Source organism: Tardiphaga sp., from assembly GCF_028290495.1.
Taxonomy (GTDB): domain Bacteria; phylum Pseudomonadota; class Alphaproteobacteria; order Rhizobiales; family Xanthobacteraceae; genus Tardiphaga.
Window position 1 is genome coordinate 95,416 of the sequence record NZ_JAQGJT010000017.1, and the last position, 14,624, is coordinate 110,039.

General features: G+C 61.3%; 14 protein-coding genes and 1 tRNA gene. 9 read left to right on the top strand and 6 right to left on the bottom strand.

Annotated features, from left to right (window positions below; all coding sequences use genetic code 11):
- Positions 1-92: 92 nt before the first annotated feature.
- The 8 genes from JWQ24_RS02475 (at position 93) to JWQ24_RS02510 (ending at position 8,098) form a co-directional block, all read left to right on the top strand.
- Complete coding sequence (locus JWQ24_RS02475) at positions 93-647, top strand: beta-1-3, beta-1-6-glucan biosynthesis protein (RefSeq protein WP_299803909.1); 555 nt, start codon at positions 93-95, stop codon at positions 645-647.
- A gap of 182 nt (positions 648-829) precedes the next feature.
- Entirely contained in the window at positions 830-3,499 is a 2,670-nt protein-coding gene (locus JWQ24_RS02480) for a glycosyltransferase (protein WP_299803910.1), read from the top strand.
- A gap of 86 nt (positions 3,500-3,585) precedes the next feature.
- A tRNA-Lys gene (locus JWQ24_RS02485) sits at positions 3,586-3,661 on the top strand.
- 58 nt (positions 3,662-3,719) lie between these two features.
- On the top strand, positions 3,720-4,307 hold the full coding sequence (locus JWQ24_RS02490; RefSeq protein WP_299803913.1) for a formyltransferase family protein: 588 nt from the start codon (positions 3,720-3,722) through the stop codon (positions 4,305-4,307).
- 158 nt (positions 4,308-4,465) lie between these two features.
- On the top strand, positions 4,466-4,825 hold the full coding sequence (locus JWQ24_RS02495; RefSeq protein WP_299803915.1) for a hypothetical protein: 360 nt from the start codon (positions 4,466-4,468) through the stop codon (positions 4,823-4,825).
- Positions 4,826-4,846: 21 nt separating this feature from the next.
- Positions 4,847-5,341, top strand: coding sequence for a hypothetical protein (locus JWQ24_RS02500; RefSeq protein WP_299803918.1), 495 nt, complete (start codon positions 4,847-4,849; stop codon positions 5,339-5,341).
- 193 nt (positions 5,342-5,534) lie between these two features.
- A complete protein-coding gene (locus tag JWQ24_RS02505; RefSeq protein WP_299803921.1) occupies positions 5,535-6,413 on the top strand; it encodes a DMT family transporter in 879 nt (292 codons plus the stop codon).
- A gap of 83 nt (positions 6,414-6,496) precedes the next feature.
- Entirely contained in the window at positions 6,497-8,098 is a 1,602-nt protein-coding gene (locus JWQ24_RS02510) for a carboxylesterase family protein (RefSeq protein ID WP_299803923.1), read from the top strand.
- Positions 8,099-8,173: 75 nt separating this feature from the next.
- Here the strand turns inward: JWQ24_RS02510 and JWQ24_RS02515 are convergent, their stop codons facing one another.
- Complete coding sequence (locus JWQ24_RS02515) at positions 8,174-8,413, bottom strand: BrnA antitoxin family protein (protein ID WP_299803925.1); 240 nt, start codon at positions 8,411-8,413, stop codon at positions 8,174-8,176.
- A gap of 4 nt (positions 8,414-8,417) precedes the next feature.
- Positions 8,418-9,392, bottom strand: a complete 975-nt coding sequence (cysK, locus tag JWQ24_RS02520) for a cysteine synthase A (RefSeq protein WP_299803928.1) — start codon at positions 9,390-9,392, stop codon at positions 8,418-8,420.
- A 216-nt stretch (positions 9,393-9,608) separates the two neighbouring features.
- On the opposite strand from cysK, the gene JWQ24_RS02525 reads away from it, so the two are divergent.
- Positions 9,609-9,821: a hypothetical protein gene (locus tag JWQ24_RS02525; protein ID WP_299803939.1), complete on the top strand. Its 213-nt coding sequence runs from the start codon at positions 9,609-9,611 to the stop codon at positions 9,819-9,821.
- A gap of 579 nt (positions 9,822-10,400) precedes the next feature.
- Here the strand turns inward: JWQ24_RS02525 and JWQ24_RS02530 are convergent.
- From JWQ24_RS02530 to JWQ24_RS28525, 4 genes are all read right to left on the bottom strand, one after another.
- Positions 10,401-11,600 carry a tryptophan 7-halogenase gene (locus JWQ24_RS02530; RefSeq protein ID WP_299803930.1) on the bottom strand — a complete coding sequence of 400 codons (1,200 nt, stop codon included), beginning with the start codon at positions 11,598-11,600 and terminating at the stop codon, positions 10,401-10,403.
- A 3-nt stretch (positions 11,601-11,603) separates the two neighbouring features.
- Positions 11,604-13,604, bottom strand: coding sequence for a LodA/GoxA family CTQ-dependent oxidase (locus JWQ24_RS02535; RefSeq protein WP_299803933.1), 2,001 nt, complete (start codon positions 13,602-13,604; stop codon positions 11,604-11,606).
- A 75-nt stretch (positions 13,605-13,679) separates the two neighbouring features.
- Positions 13,680-14,015, bottom strand: coding sequence for a twin-arginine translocation signal domain-containing protein (locus JWQ24_RS02540; RefSeq protein ID WP_299803934.1), 336 nt, complete (start codon positions 14,013-14,015; stop codon positions 13,680-13,682).
- A gap of 517 nt (positions 14,016-14,532) precedes the next feature.
- Positions 14,533-14,624: IS3 family transposase (locus JWQ24_RS28525; protein WP_366521408.1), on the bottom strand; the 92-nt coding region annotated here is incomplete at its 5' end.

Below are 14,624 nucleotides of genomic sequence, written 5' to 3' on the forward strand. Positions count from 1 at the left end.
AAGTGTGGTTCCGCCGTATTGGGGACCCATTTTAACGGCATCTGACAAGTCGGTCAGAAGACGTTGTAGCTGCCAACTTTATCGGGGACTTTATGCGTCGATTGGTGTTCGGGTTCCAAAATGCGTTCCTGCGTAGCCTGGCCGTGCCGGCATTCGCGTTGCTGCTTGGTGTCAGTGGCGCCAGCGCCCAGAGCGGCGCCCAGGAGCAGAAGCCCGCAGCCAACGCGCCGTCCCCGGCCGACGTCGCCAAGGACAGCCAGAAGAAGACCGACGAATTCGTCGAGGCGACCAACGCCATCAACGGTCCCGCCGGCAACCCGGAATGCGTCTGGCTCGGCCGCCGCGTCGTGGTGCTGATGTGGCGTGACGATCTCGACACCGCCTTCCGCCATCTCGATCTCTACGACCGCTTCGGTTGCCCCGGCGGCCACGTGCAGGCGACGTTCCGCTGCCTGGTGCGCTTCGGTGCGCTCGATCCGAAAGTGCCGGACAGCCTGAACGGCCGCGTCCACGCCTGCTGGATCAATCCGAACGCGCAGCCGCAGAACGCCTCGATCGCTCCCGGCGCGCCGTCCCTGCCCGGCCCGGCCGCAGCTCCCGCCGCAGCCACTCAGCCCGAGGCGAAGCCGGCCGACGCACCGAAATAATCCGGCGGCGCCGGAACGGCGGCCACTATTCGCGGTTTGAATAGGCCGCCCTCAAAACGCCACGGCGCCATATGAGTTGTTAATCCGCGTGGCAGGGATAATCTCTGCTGCCGTCGTACTGGTCGGACCTAGGGGACGGGTCCGTTAACCTGCCACGCTCGCCCCGTCATGGTTTATTCGCGATGCGCGCCGTCGTCGCCGTTCTGTTGTTTGTCACTGCAGCTCATGCCGCCCTGTGGGGCATCTTGCAGGAGAAGCAGGAAGCTCCCGACTTCAAGGGCATTCTCCCCAGCGTCTCCTACGCGCCGTTCGACGGCACGGCGCATCCCGACACCGACAACATCCCCAATCCCGACAAAATTCGCGCCGACCTGAAAAAACTGTCAGGCATCAGCCGCGCGATTCGTTTGTACTCGTCGACCGGGGGCGTCGAACTGGTGCCGCCGATCGCCAACGAAGTCGGGATGAAGGTCACGGTCGGCGCCTGGCTCGACAAGAACGCCGACCGCAACGAGCGCGAGATGGTGTCCGCGGTCGAACTCGCCAAGCGCAACAGCAACGTCAACGGCATCGTGGTCGGCAACGAGACCCTGTACCGCGGCGAGTTGAAGGTCGACGACCTCATCAAGATGATCCAGCGGGTCAAGAGTCAGGTCAACGTTCCCGTCACCACCGGCGAGATCTGGAATCTCTGGATCGAACATCCCGAGCTGGCGTCCTCGGTGGATTTCATCGCGGCGCACATCCTGCCTTATTGGGAGGGCTTCTCGGAGAAGCAGGCGGTCGATCAGGCGCTGATCATCTACCAGAAGCTGCGTGACGCCTTTCCCGGCAAGCGCATCGTAATCGCCGAATTCGGCTGGCCGAGTGCCGGCTACAATCTGAAGAGCGCGATCCCCGGCCCGTTCGAGCAGGCGGTGACGTTGCGCACCTTCGTCAGCCGCGCTGAAGCGATCGGCATGGAATACAACATCGTCGAGGCGATCGATCAGCCCTGGAAGTTCTTCGAAGGCGGCGTCGGACCGTATTGGGGCATCCTGAACGCGGCGCGTGAGCCGAAGTTCGCCTGGACCGGCCCGGTGGTCGACCAGGCCTACTGGAAACTCGCCGCCATCGCGTTGCTGGTCGGGATCCTGCTGTCGCTCCCCGTGCTGCAACTGGTCACCCCAACCGCCATGCAGGCGCTGCTGCTGTCGGCGGCGGCCAACGGCGTCGGCGCCTGGGTCGCCACCATCTTCTCCTACCAGCAAACCCATTACTTCGTCTGGGGCTCAACCTTCGCGCTGACGCTGGGCCTGATCCTGCTGGTGCCGCTAATCCTGATCGCGATGGCGCGGATCGCGGAGATCGCTGCGATCGCCTTCGGCCGCGCGCCACGCCGCCTGCTCACCCCCCAACAGACCTCGCTGATCGCGATCCCGCCGGACGGCGTGTTCCCGAAAGTGTCGATCCACATTCCGGCCTACCGCGAATCGCCGGAGATGCTGAAGCAGACGCTGGACGCCGTGGCACGGCTGGATTACCCGAATTTCGAATGCGTGGTGATCATCAACAATACGCCCGATCCGGCGTTCACGCGGCCGATCCAGGACTATTGCCGGACGCTGGGCGAACGATTCATCTTCATCAACGCCGAGAAGGTCGAAGGCTTCAAGGCCGGCGCGCTGCGCATCGCCATGGAGCGCACCTCGGTCGATGCCGAAATCATCGGCATCATCGACGCCGACTACATGGTCGAGCCGAACTGGCTCAAGGACCTTGTCCCGGCGTTCCTCGATCCCAATGTCGGGCTGGTGCAGGCGCCGCAGGACCATCGCGACGGTAACCGTTCGATGATGCACTACATCATGAACGGCGAATATGCCGGGTTCTTCGATATCGGCATGGTCCAGCGCAACGAGAGCAATGCGATCATCGTGCACGGCACCATGTGCCTGATCCGCCGCGCTGCGATGGATATGGCCGGCGGCTGGGCCGGCGATACGATCTGCGAGGACAGCGACCTCGGCCTCGCCATCATGCAGCATGGCTGGCTGACGCATTACACCAACGTGCGCTACGGCTACGGCCTGCTCCCGGACACCTATGAGGCGTTCAAGAAACAGCGCCACCGCTGGGCCTATGGCGGCTTCCAGATCATCAAGAAGCATTGGCGCCGCTTCCTGCCGGGCGCGAGCCGGATGACGCAGGACCAGAAGCGCGAATTTGGCCTGGGCTGGCTGAACTGGCTCGGCGCCGAAAGCCTTGGCGTGGTGGTCGCGATCCTCAATCTCGTCTGGGTGCCGATCGTCGCCTTCGCCGACATCGCCATCCCCGACAAGATCCTGACGCTGCCGATCATCGCCTCCTTCGTGGTGTCGCTGGCGCACTTCATCACGCTGTACAGGCTGCGCGTCCATGTGAAGACCTGGCAGATGCTGGGCGCCATGGTCGCGGCGATGTCGGTGCAGTGGACAGTGTCGCGTGCCGTCGCTAACGGCCTGATCACCGAACATCTGCCGTTCACGGTCACCTCCAAGGGCGGCCTGTCCAACATGTCGATCGAATTCCAGGCGTTCTGGGAGGCGGTGATCGGCGTGCTGCTGCTGATCGGCGCCGGCGTGCTGATCATGTCCAACAGCTTCAAGCAGGTCCACGAGATCTACATTTTCGCCGGTGTACTGGTGCTGCAGAGCCTGCCTTTCCTGTCGGCGGTGGCGATCGCCATTCTGGAGAACTCCCGGACCAACGATTTCGCGTGGTGGCGCGACACGACCGTACGCACGGCCGAGCTGATCGGCCTGCGCCCGGTGGCGATGCCCGCGATCGATGTATCGCAGCCGGTGGCCTCAGAAATCCGCCGCGACAGCTGATACTGCCGGCAATCAGCACGGCGATGTCCACAACGGCGGTTCGCGCACTTGACCAGCGCGAACCTGCTCTCTATGCACCCCTCTGGGGGCGGGTAGCTCAGTTGGTAGAGCATTCGACTTTTAATCGAATGGTCATGGGTTCGAGCCCCATCCCGCCCACCACATCCCGGATCGTTCTTTCCGGGCCTCTCGATCCTCCCTGAACATCGGACCTCCACCCATGCGGATTACGCTCGTCGGCTCCCGTCACTTTGGCGTCATCACCCTTGAGATGCTGCGGAACCACGATGTCGAGATCGCCCGGGTAGTGGTGGCCGATGCCGAGGACCGGCTGGCTGCGGCCGCGAAGGCCGCGGGCATTCCGGTGACCGTCCAGGCCAATTCGAAGAACGTGGTGGCGTCGGAGATCGCAGAGGGTACCGATCTGATTGTGACCGCCCACAGCCATGCCCGAATCGGCCGTGACGCGCTGGCGGTCTCAAAGATGGGTGGCATCGGTTACCACCCCTCGCTGCTGCCGCGGCATCGCGGCATCGCCGCCGTCGAATGGACGATCAAGGAAGGCGACCCGATCGCCGGTGGCAGCATCTACCACCTCGCCGATACGATGGACGGCGGCGCCATCGCCCTCCAGGAATGGTGCTTCGTCAAGAAGGGCGAAACCGCTCGCGAATTGTGGGAACGCGCGCTCGCGCCGCTCGGCCAGAAGCTGCTCGGCGACATCATCGACCACGCGGTCGCCCATGGCAGCCTGCCCGCGGTCGCGCAGGACGAGCAGTTCGCCACTCTGGCGCCGAAGCTCGCTTGACCGGCTGACGGTACTCCAATATTACGCGCGACGGTGGAACCGATTGCGCTTTCGGCCATTGTGTCTGCAACAGACACAGGGCCGTCGCTGCAGCGCAGCAATTTTTTGACACAATACTCGTGAATAGAAGGCCCATCATTACATCAGGGATCTTATTCATGCGCCTCAACCGCATTACTGCGCTGTTTTGCAATTCGCTCCTCGTCAGCGCTGCTGTTTTCGCCGCCGTTCCGGCTGCTTCCGCCGAACCCTATGACGGCCTCTGGAACGTGACGATCGTTACCAAGACCGGCAGCTGCGAGCCGACCTCGCGTTACCCGCTGACGGTCACCGAAGGCCGCATCACCGCACCGGGCGCCGATGTATCCGGCAAGGTCGGCCACGAAGGCGCCGTCAAGGTGTCGATCGGCGCCGCTTACGCCAATGGCCATCTCTCCGGGAATACCGGCTCGGGCAAATGGAACGGCGCCTCCGGCGGCGTGCCGTGCAGCGGTCGGTGGGAAGCTTCGCGTCAATAACCAAAACTTGGGAATGACCTCATGACATCTCGTTCTGCTTCTTCGCTGTTGCTGGGGATCGCCGTCGTCGGCACGGTTCTCGGCCTGTCCAGCCCGGCGGCGTTCGCGCAGTCGGCGCCGTTCGCCGGCATGGCCGGCGTGTGGTCCGGAAGCGGCACCATCTCGCTGGAGGGCGGCGCCAAGGAGCGCATCCGCTGCAAGGCGACCTATGCGGTCAGCAGCGAAGGTAACGGGCTTAACCAGGCCCTGCTCTGCGCCAGTGACAGCTACAAGTTCGAGTTGAAGAGCGATGTCATCGCCAAGGCCGGCGTACTGTCCGGTAGCTGGGAAGAAACCACGCGCAGCGTCGCCGGCTCGCTCGAAGGCCGCGCCGGCAACGGTCATTTCGATGTCACCGTGTCCGCGCCGGTGTTCACGGCCAAGCTGGTCATGACCACCAATGGCAACAAGCAGAATGTTGCCATCACTTCCGACGGCCAGTTCAAGGGCGCCAATATCGCGTTGACGCGCAGCTGATCTTCACACCTTTCGTCTTTAAAAAAGCCCCGGCTGCCATCGCGTAGCCGGGGCTTTTCCTTGCGCGAGCGCGCGCATCGCAGCCCGGCTGATTTGCGCGTTGCAAAGCGCCGCGATGTCGCCGATACAGCCTGCCCTTGCATGACTTCGACGTTGCCCGAATTTCGCAACGCAACAATCGGTTCGCCAAACGATGGATCGCCCGCCGTCCAAACCCCGCGCCGCGCTGTGGATGTCCGGCTGGCTGCTGATGATGCTGTTCGTGGCCATCGCAGGCCGCGAGACGCTGCGCGAACTCAACGTGTTCCAGGTGATGGAAATCCGGTCGCTGATCGGCTTCGTCATGCTGCTGCCGATCCTGTATTTCAACGGCGGCTTCAAAGCGATGAAGACAACGCGGCCGCTGACGCATGTGGCGCGCAACCTCGTGCACTACATCTCGCAGATCGGCTGGTTCTTCGCGCTGACGCTGATTCCGCTGAGCCAGTTGGTGTCGATCGAATTCACCATGCCGATCTGGATCGCCATCATGGCGGCATTCTTTCTGGGCGAGCGGATGACGGTGTGGAAAATAACCGCGATCGTGCTCGGCTTGATCGGCGTCGTGGTGATCGTTCGCCCGACCGCCGGCGCGGTAAATATCGGCCAGCTGGTCGCGCTCGGTGCCGCGTTCGGCTTTGGCATTTCGATCACCACGGTCAAGTCGCTGACGCGCACCGAGACCGCGCTGAAAATCATTTTCTGGATGATCGTCGTGCAGGCCAGCGCGGGTCTGCTGCCGGCACTGTATTTCTGGCAATGGCCGACGCCCTATGTCTGGGGCTGGCTGGTGGTGATCGCGTTCTGCGGCACGTTCTCGCACTTCTGCATGGCGCGGGCGATGCTCTATGCCGACGCCACCGTCGTGGTGCCGATGGACTTTTTGCGGGTGCCGCTCAGCGCCACGATCGGCTGGATGCTCTATGCAGAACGGCTCGACATCTTCACCGTACTCGGCGCGGTGCTGATCCTGGCCGGCAACATGCTGAACCTGCGCAGCCCCAATCCTGTTCCCGTTCGCAGCGCGACCTGACACACGGATTTGTTGCCGCGGCGCACTCGGTGACATGTTACACGCTACGCAACATCATCACGCCTTCTCTCCGGATAATGCTCATGATCAAAATGCCAGCGCGCCACATGCATCTCGCCGCGATACTTTTCGGCTGCCTGTTCGTTACATCTGCGCAAAGCCAGAGCGCGGCGCCCGTTGTCACAACTGCCGATGGCCCGGTGCGCGGCACGGCGCATGACGGCGTGCGCGAGTTTCGCGGCATCCCCTATGCGCAGCCCCCGGTTGGCGCGTTGCGCTGGGCGTTGCCGCTTCCGGCCAAGCCTTGGACCGAGACGCGCGACGCCACAGCCTATGGCAATGGCTGCCCGCAGCTCGCACGCTATGGCCTCACCGAGGCCGGCTACAACGAGGACTGCCTGACCATCAACGTCTCGGTGCCGGAAGCGGCGGCGAAATCCGGCAAGAAGCTGCCGGTGATCGTCTGGATTCATGGCGGCGCCTTTGTCGGCGGCTCCACGGCGCTGTATCCGCTGGCGCATATGGCGACCAGCGGCAATGCCATCGTGGTGTCGATGAACTACCGGCTGGGCGCCTTCGGCTTCATGGCCAACCCGGCCTTCGACGCGGTCGCCAACGGCGCCTATGGCCTCGAGGACCAGCGCCTCGCACTGCGCTGGGTGCAGAACAACATCGCGGCCTTCGGCGGCGATCCCAAGAACGTCACCGCCGCCGGCGAATCGGCCGGCGCGGCGTCGATCTGCATGCAGGTGATAGCACCGAAGGAATCGAAGGGCCTGTTCCACAAAGCGATCATGCAATCCGCCGGCTGCGCGCAGAAGTTGCGCAGCGTCGCGGACGCCGCCACGGTCGGCCAGAAGGTCGGCGACCTCGTCGGCTGTCCAGCCGGCGCGGATGCGCTGACCTGCCTGCGCGGCAAGCCGGTGAAGGATTTGCTCGAAGCCGCGTCCACCGTCGCCGGTAGCGACCTCATGGCCTATGCGCCGACCGTCGGGACCCGCAGCGTACCGATGCAGGGCGCCGAGGCGCTGCGCACCGGTCAGTTCGTGCGCGTGCCGATGATCAATGGCGGCAACCGCGACGAGCTTCGGCTCTACGTCGCCTACGACACCCAGGCTGGACGACCGGTGACGGCCGACAACTACATGGCGCATCTCACCGCGGTGTACGGCGAGCGTGCCGCCAAGGTCGAGAAGAAATACCCGATGAAGTCGTTCTCCTCGCCGCCGACGGCGTTGGGCTCCGTGATGTCGGACTACACGCCGAGCAACGGACTGAACAACTGCCTCTACCTGAAGGCCGGCAAGCTCGCCGCGAAATACGTCACGGTCTACGAATACGAATTCGCTGACCGCGCGGCGCCTGACGTGACGCCCAATCCGGGCTTCGAGATGGGCGCGGTACATTCCGCCGAGCTGCCCTATCAATTTCCGGGTTTCTCCAACACCACCAGGCTCGACGGACCCAAGCTTGCGGCGCCGTCGCAACTGATCGCCGACCAGATGATGGCCTACTGGACCAGCTTCGCCGCCAAGGGCATGCCGCGTGCAGCGGGAGCCAAGCCGTGGATTCCGTACCAGTCGGGCCGCCACGTGATGCGCTTCGAGCCCGGCAAGCTCGGCCCGTTCGATGGCTCCGCCGCGCATAACTGCGCGTTCTGGCAGAAGCTGTATCCGGAGCTCTGAGGCCAATGCATACGAGCCCGGATCAGCGGAGCGGCATAACATTGCCGCACCGTGTCCGGGACGCGAGTTCAACCGTTACTTGCCGGCGGCGATGCGCAGTGCGTCGTTGATACGGTCCTGCCAGCCCGGGCCGCCTTCCTGGAAATGCTCCAGCACGTCTTGATCGATCCGCAGCGACACCAGCTCGCGCACGCCGGGGACCGCAGGTTTTGCAACCGGCGCCTCGACGGGCTTGGTGGTGGTCTGCCTGAACGCGGCCTCGGCCTCGCTACGGGCATCCTGAAGCGTGCGCGGGCGCCGCGGGGTCTGGGCCATCTCGTCAGATTCCTTCGAACAACAGCGTCGAGAGATAACGCTCCGCGAACGACGGCACAATCGCCAGCACGACCTTGCCGGCATTTTCCGGCCGCTGGCCGATCTGCAGCGCCGCGGCGATCGCCGCCCCCGACGAGATGCCCCCCGGAATGCCTTCGTGGCGCGCCAGCGCGCGCGCGGTCTCAAGCGCGGTGACGCTGTTGATCTTGACGATCTCGTCGATCACCGCGCGGTCGAGCACGTCAGGTACGAAGCCCGCGCCGATGCCCTGGATTTTGTGCGGCGAATGCGTGCCACCAGACAGCACCGGGCTTTCCTCGGGCTCCACCGCGACCATGCGCAGCGAAGCCTTGCGCGGCTTCAACACCTGGCCGATGCCGGAGATGGTGCCGCCGGTGCCGACACCGGAAACGATGAAATCGATATTGCCATTGGTGTCATTCCAGATTTCCTCGGCGGTGGTGCGACGATGCACTTCGGGATTGGCGAGGTTCTTGAACTGCTGCGGGATCACCGAATTCGGGATGGTGCGGAGCAACTCCTCGGCCTTGGCGATCGCGCCCTTCATGCCCTCGGCGGCCGGCGTCAGGATCAGTTCGGCGCCGAGATAGGCCAGCATCTTGCGGCGCTCGATCGACATCGAGTCCGGCATCACCAGCTTGAGCCGATAGCCGCGCGATGCCGCGACATAGGCCAGACCAATGCCGGTATTTCCCGAGGTCGGCTCAATCAGCACGGTATCGGCATTGATGATCCCGGCCTTTTCCATCGCGACGACCATGCTCGCTGCGATGCGGTCCTTCACGCTGGCCGTCGGATTGAAGTATTCCAGCTTGGCGAGAATGGTGGCGCCGACATTGTGCTGCTGCGGCAGCCGCACGAGCTTGACGATTGGCGTATCGCCGAACGCTTCGACGATGCTGCCGAAGACACGCCCGCGACCGGGGCGATGCGTGACGCTGTCCGTGGATGTATCCATGATCGATCCCCTGCTCTCGATTGTGCGTTGCGGTGGAAATTATCAACTATCCGTCATGTGTGGTGGACAGCATAGCGATACAAGCGCCTCGCTGCATTGCGAAACATGACGCAAATCAAAAACGTAAAATCAACGCAATTTTGTTGCGACACGGTCAAACAAATCGGCTTAAACTGCACGATGACAGATGACGTACTCATTCCCGAGGAGGTCACGATGCCAGCGCTTGCTGTTCGTTCGATCAGGAAACTTCGTCCGTCGCCACGCGGCAGCGATCTGCCGACCTGTCCTGTATGTGCCGACACGATGATCGCCGCGGAAGCATCGGCTTTCGTGGCCGATGACGAAGTCAGCTATCTCTGGACCTGTGACACCTGCGGCTATGGCTTCGTCACCAAGCACGCGTTCCGGAAGATCGCCTGCAACTAGTCTGGAGAACGCATAGTTCGTCCATCCGAGTGTTTTTTTGACCATTATGCAACGCCTCCGATGACCATCAGGTCCGAATCCTTATAAAATGACGGGAAGTGGCCCCCCGATATTGGCGAGTGTCGCAAGGACTATTCCGGCGCACAGCCCCCTTTGCTTAAACAGGCCCGGTGTTGAATCCGCTGGTGATCCAAGTATTTTTTGCATCAAAGCGCTAACAAATTTTACTCAAGTTCTTTCACGCTTTGAGGATTTCACAATTTTATCGAGTTGAAGGTACACATAGCGTTCTAAGGATTTTCACTGCTCTACGTTCGTCACGCGCTTTGGTTCTTGCAAACAACGGTATTGAACGCCCCGGACGACCGAATATCAGGCGCCTCCGAATCCTGACCGACCATCCGGGTAAATCCAACCGCTCGAACGAACTCCGAACTGGATAATTGTTGGGGGCAACGTCAGTGCGCCCGCGATAAACAGCGACCAGGATTCCGGCCTCCCGTCGGGGAGGACCAGCGATCCGAAAGCCATTTGAGCATGGTTTCACAATGCAAAATGGTGCGGTTCGATGGCAGGAGGCTACCGACTAGCTTCATTCGCCAACTGCCGCCGACGTTGCCAGAACGGCTGATCAGACCAGCGGGGCTGGATGCCATAGTAGTAGCCGCGTTGCGACAAATAGGTTTGCCAGAGTTGGCGCTGTTGCTCGTTATATTTTTGGATGTACGCATCGCGGCTGCCCAATCCTGCGGTGCCCTGCGGGCAGTCTGTCAACGCATAATGGATCATATGTCCGGCGTGGCTGGCGGTCCTCAGCGCCTTGTCGATACCTTGCGACGACAGCGGATCATAGGCTTGCGCCGCATCGCCCACCGCCATCCACGCGTCACCGCAGAAGTCACGTAGTCGCTGGCTGTTGGCCGGTGCGCCCCGGATTGTCCCGCAGGACTGATAGCCCCCGGCTTTAAGCAACGGCGCGAGATGCGTCGAGGCGTCCAGTAGCTGATCAAAGCCTTGCTGATCCGCAGCCATTCGCGCTGCCGGCAGGTCCTTGTCGGTGTGCAACACCACCAATCGTCTGGTGTCATCGCCTTTAGGACCTGGCAATCGGTTGCTATACCACCAGCCGTGTGGCGCGGCCTCAATCCTTGTATAGCGGTCATCATCACCGACGCAGGAAAACCATTGCGCATAGGCGAACAACCGGTCGTCATTTTCGACGGTCGGGACACCGAGCGTCCTGGCCACGACCGCCCGCCGACCGGAACAGTCGACCAGATAACGCGCGCGATGCTGCCGCGTGCCCGTTTCCGGGGCGAGCGTCAGCTGCCAATTGAAAGACCCGTCAGCGATACGTGCACAGGATTGGAAGCGGACTCCTGTGAGCAAAGTTGCACCGGCCGCAACCGCCTGCGCCCGTAGGGCCTCATCGAAAGCCAATCGATCGACACAGAGGCCGAATCCGGCCGATGTGAAGAAGAAGTCCGCGATATCGGCCTGCTCCGTCGCCCAAAGCGAGAAATTGCCAGCCGTTCTGAAAATGCCTGGAAGTTGCTGCTCTGGATCTTCAGGGTCTCCCAAGAAGTATTTGACCATACCGATGGAGGTCGGCGGCAGAGATTCACCCAGCTTGAATTTCGGTGATACCCGCTCCTCCACCAACAGCACACGCTGGCCAAACCTGGCCAGCGTAATCGCGGTTGCGGCTCCCGCCGGTCCGGCACCGACGATAACAACGTCCCATGTTGTATCGACGCGGTCGCGTATCGGCGAGGGCACGAATTATTTGCCTTTGGTGGGCGGCCGGTTCAGTGCCGGATCACGCTCCTGTTCGACGAACACGATCTCTCCGTTGTCTTTCAGGAAACTGCCATCCGCGGTCTTGATCGGGAGCACCATCCCCAGTTTCGGCCAAGCATAAACCATCTGGTTGTAACCATCGGTGGATGATAGCGGTTCGCCGTCAGCATCGTATCCGCGGAACCATTCCTTATAGGTGCTGGTCTGGCTCTTTTGATCGTATTCGAAAACGATATCTGGCCGTTGTGTTGGCCACCATGCCACGTTGCACGACCAGAAGTCGCCCTGCCACGGGCTCGACATATAGGCCGCAACCGCGCCGGGCTCGATATCTTTGTTGACGCGAAACGCCTCGGCGAAATTTTCCCGATAGATGATCAAATACGGGAATTCGATACCGGGGTGAAAGCCGCCGCCGATGGTCGGTTCGAGCGCTGAGCTGTCCAGGGCATGCGGCCGCGCGGTCAACGGCAACGTCTCAAGGGCGACGGGCTTTTGCGGAACGCCGACCTCAAAATTTCCGTCGGCCCATTCCTTCAGGTGGTTCAACTGCAACTCAGTCAAGCTCAGGAACTGGTCGGGGAGGCTGTTGCCCAGTTGCTTGTTCTGTGCGGGCTTGCCCCCCGTGCCCCATAGTTTGGGCATCTTGAAGTCTTCCTCGTCGCGCTTGAATTCGTCGTTCTTCCAGCTGGTGGGCCGCTCCGGCGGCGGCGGCATCAGCGAATCAACCAGATGTCCACGCTTTCCGGGCGCATGCCGCATCAGGTCATGGACCATCTGCCGTGTCGGCTTGCTATTGTCTGTTGGATCGATGAAGGCCGCCATGTACTCGGCGTTGAGCAAGTTTCCCGGCTGCTTCGGGCCATGGGCGGCGTCCTTTGTTTCAGGCGTGACGCCCGCAGCCTCGGCGCTCACCCAACCGTAGTTCACTGCCTTGGCGAAGATCGGATAGACATCGCGATAGAAATTCGTCTTCTGCTTGGCGTAGGGGTAAGCCTCCGGAAAAGCCTCGTAGACGCGATCCAGAATCGACACCACGTGATACATGTGGGGTGCAAACTTCGGTGGCGCGGTGACGATCCATGCCCCTCCACGCGGGTTTCTCGTGCCATCGTCCGTTGCCGATTTCACGTTGTCGCGTGTACTCAGGACCGTGCCATCCTTGAGCGTGACCGTGACGTCGATTTCACCGCCGCAGGTGTCGTCCCACCATCCCGGAACGTTGAAATAGGCAAACTGGTTGGTCAGTGGATTTTTACCGTTCTCCGGGCCGTTCGGAGGGGTGACTGTTTCACTCGGGTTCGACAACGCTACCTTGGGTGTCGTGACGCATTCGCCTTTCCCCGGCGCGGGAACGAACAGCAGACGGTCGTGGGAATCGAGGCGAAGCTGCCCCAGTTCAATATCCTTGGCGGCTTTAAAGGTAACCTCAACTTCTTTCGAAGGGTCTTTCGGGGTGAAGCCTTCGAAACGCAATTCGCCGGGGACCGAACCTTTTTCAATGCCCGCGAAAATATCACCTTTCATGACGACCGGTCCGAGCTGCCCGGAGGTGATCGTATGTACACCGGGATCGATGATGAGCTTGTCCCGCTCGATCGGCTTCTTGCCGGGCTGGACCGATGGGTTTCGCAATTTGTCGGGGTCAAACAGATACGCACCCTGAAACGCGTAATTCGCCGCTTTCATGTTCCTGACATGAACCCGCCAGCGCACGGATTGAACCTGTCCCGACTCCGATGAAAGCTCTGCGACGACCTTATCGTTGGCGTCGTAGGCATAGACACGAAACCGCTGCGCCTGCCGTTTCAATCGCGCCCCGCTGTCGCGATAGCTGCCACCATTTGGCCCCGGTCCATTGCTGCCGCCGGGATCGACCACGACCCCCGGCGCTTCAGGGCCGATGTAAAACTCGTCACTATCCCCCAAGCGGGCAATACCAATACCGGGGTGAATGCGAATGCTTTTGATCTGATCGGCCACGGCTCATCACCTTTAAAATCCGATGTTTTTCACTCGGGCTGAAAGGACATTCCCGCCCTCGATATCAAAATGCTCTCACACCAAAGAAGTCGACAATCTGCCGACAGCAGTCGATGCGACGCTCCGGTTATTCAGAGAGGATCTCACGATCTTCCAATCCAGCAAGTCTGCCGAAATGACCGCGTACCTATTGCCTAAATGTTCGATGTCGGCGTGGGTCAGTCCGCCCGATTGGGTGTTCGCAACTAACGCAAAGCCGCCGCCGAAGCTCGCCTTGATCGATTTTTCGATGTGCAAGTCAGCGTCTGAGGCTGGCACGTCATTCGCGTTCTCGCCTTTCGCGATGCCCGGCAGCAACAGAACAGAGGCCGCTGCGCACCCCTTGACGAAATCTCTACGCTTGATGTCCATGTTCCATCGCCTCTCGGTTCCAGTGCCTCTTCTTACAGAGTATTATGAACAGGATTTATGCGGAGAGTTGACACAGAGGATCTGGTCAGTCGCCGCGGTTGGCTATCGCTCCACGGTCGCTCCCTACACAAGCCTTCGTCCAACCGCACCACCGTCATGGCGCAAATGTTCCATCGCCGAAGGGCTCTACCTCCAATACATTATAGGCGACGGTTCGGTGTATCACTGGCCGCTTCCCCATTCCCAAGGAGGAACATACCACCGCAGGAGTGGCCTATTTTGAAAATAGACGATACCTCGTTCGGCCGTACCCAACCGTTCTTGCTTGAGAGCATCAAACGACCGCAAGTCAGTTTTGTTCCGCAAGAATTTCTGACCAATAAAATATAGAAGGTCCCTCTTTAATTCTTGAGCCTGTCACGAAACGGCGCAAGGATAAAGAAAACGGGAGATGGCAAATGAAGAGTACGGACCTTCCAAACTGGACTGCTGCCGGTCTCGTGGACAAATCCCAGCCTCACGTTGCGGCGCTCTCGAACGCCTCGGGACTGACGCCGCCCAGATGGCTGTGGCGGCGGGTTCGGTTATAGAACACCTCTATGTAATCGA

What these genes read in the sequence shown, in the direction of transcription:
- JWQ24_RS02490 (WP_299803913.1), top strand. Translation starts at nt 3,720, where the DNA reads ATGCGGATTACGCTCGTCGGCTCCCGTCACTTTGGCGTCATCACCCTT.
- JWQ24_RS02480 (WP_299803910.1), top strand. Translation starts at nt 830, where the DNA reads ATGCGCGCCGTCGTCGCCGTTCTGTTGTTTGTCACTGCAGCTCATGCC.
- cysK (WP_299803928.1), bottom strand. Translation starts at nt 9,392, where the DNA reads ATGGATACATCCACGGACAGCGTCACGCATCGCCCCGGTCGCGGGCGT.
- JWQ24_RS02515 (WP_299803925.1), bottom strand. Translation starts at nt 8,413, where the DNA reads ATGGCCCAGACCCCGCGGCGCCCGCGCACGCTTCAGGATGCCCGTAGC.
- JWQ24_RS02510 (WP_299803923.1), top strand. Translation starts at nt 6,497, where the DNA reads ATGATCAAAATGCCAGCGCGCCACATGCATCTCGCCGCGATACTTTTC.
- JWQ24_RS02540 (WP_299803934.1), bottom strand. Translation starts at nt 14,015, where the DNA reads ATGGACATCAAGCGTAGAGATTTCGTCAAGGGGTGCGCAGCGGCCTCT.
- JWQ24_RS02475 (WP_299803909.1), top strand. Translation starts at nt 93, where the DNA reads ATGCGTCGATTGGTGTTCGGGTTCCAAAATGCGTTCCTGCGTAGCCTG.
- JWQ24_RS02505 (WP_299803921.1), top strand. Translation starts at nt 5,535, where the DNA reads ATGGATCGCCCGCCGTCCAAACCCCGCGCCGCGCTGTGGATGTCCGGC.
- JWQ24_RS02495 (WP_299803915.1), top strand. Translation starts at nt 4,466, where the DNA reads ATGCGCCTCAACCGCATTACTGCGCTGTTTTGCAATTCGCTCCTCGTC.
- JWQ24_RS02525 (WP_299803939.1), top strand. Translation starts at nt 9,609, where the DNA reads ATGCCAGCGCTTGCTGTTCGTTCGATCAGGAAACTTCGTCCGTCGCCA.
- JWQ24_RS02500 (WP_299803918.1), top strand. Translation starts at nt 4,847, where the DNA reads ATGACATCTCGTTCTGCTTCTTCGCTGTTGCTGGGGATCGCCGTCGTC.